General features: G+C 49.5%; 1 protein-coding gene. It reads right to left on the bottom strand.

The genetic code is table 11. The features are described 5' to 3' along the window. On the bottom strand, window positions 1-541 hold a 541-nt coding region (locus R7O13_RS30180), incomplete at both ends, for a DUF294 nucleotidyltransferase-like domain-containing protein (RefSeq protein WP_318305635.1).

The raw sequence follows: 541 nt of genomic DNA on the forward strand, positions 1-541 counted from the left end.
AGCAACCTCTCTGGCGTCGGATGATCGATCCAATCGCCAAAGCACTCTTCCCATTGCGATTTGGTTTTTCGCCATTCAGGATTGGTAGCCATAATGTCGCCCGTACAATAGGTATAGCCGCATGCCGCCAATCCATCACATACAAATTTCGCAAACTGCGCGAAATATTCGCCGTGCTTGTCAGGATCGTAACTGTCATCAAGAATCAGCGCGTTATCTTGGTCAGTGACAATGAGCTGCTCATCTCGCGCCATCGATCCCATCGCAACCAGACAGTATGGAATTGGGGCGGGACCAAGCTCTTGCTCGGCGAGTTCCGCTAATCGTTGCTTAAAGCTGCTGCCAATCACCGACATCGCTCGTCCAATCATGTGTGCGTTGGCGTCTTCATTGACCATGCGAACAAAACAATCTTTCACTTGCAGGGAAACTTGTTTGAGATCCTCCACACTGGTCTGTTGGAAAATCGAGCTCACCAGCAACAAGCTGTTTTGAGATTCGTAACGGACAATGTCCGTCATACCGATGATGCCTATTGGCT

This window comes from Vibrio sp. Y176 (assembly GCF_033438945.1).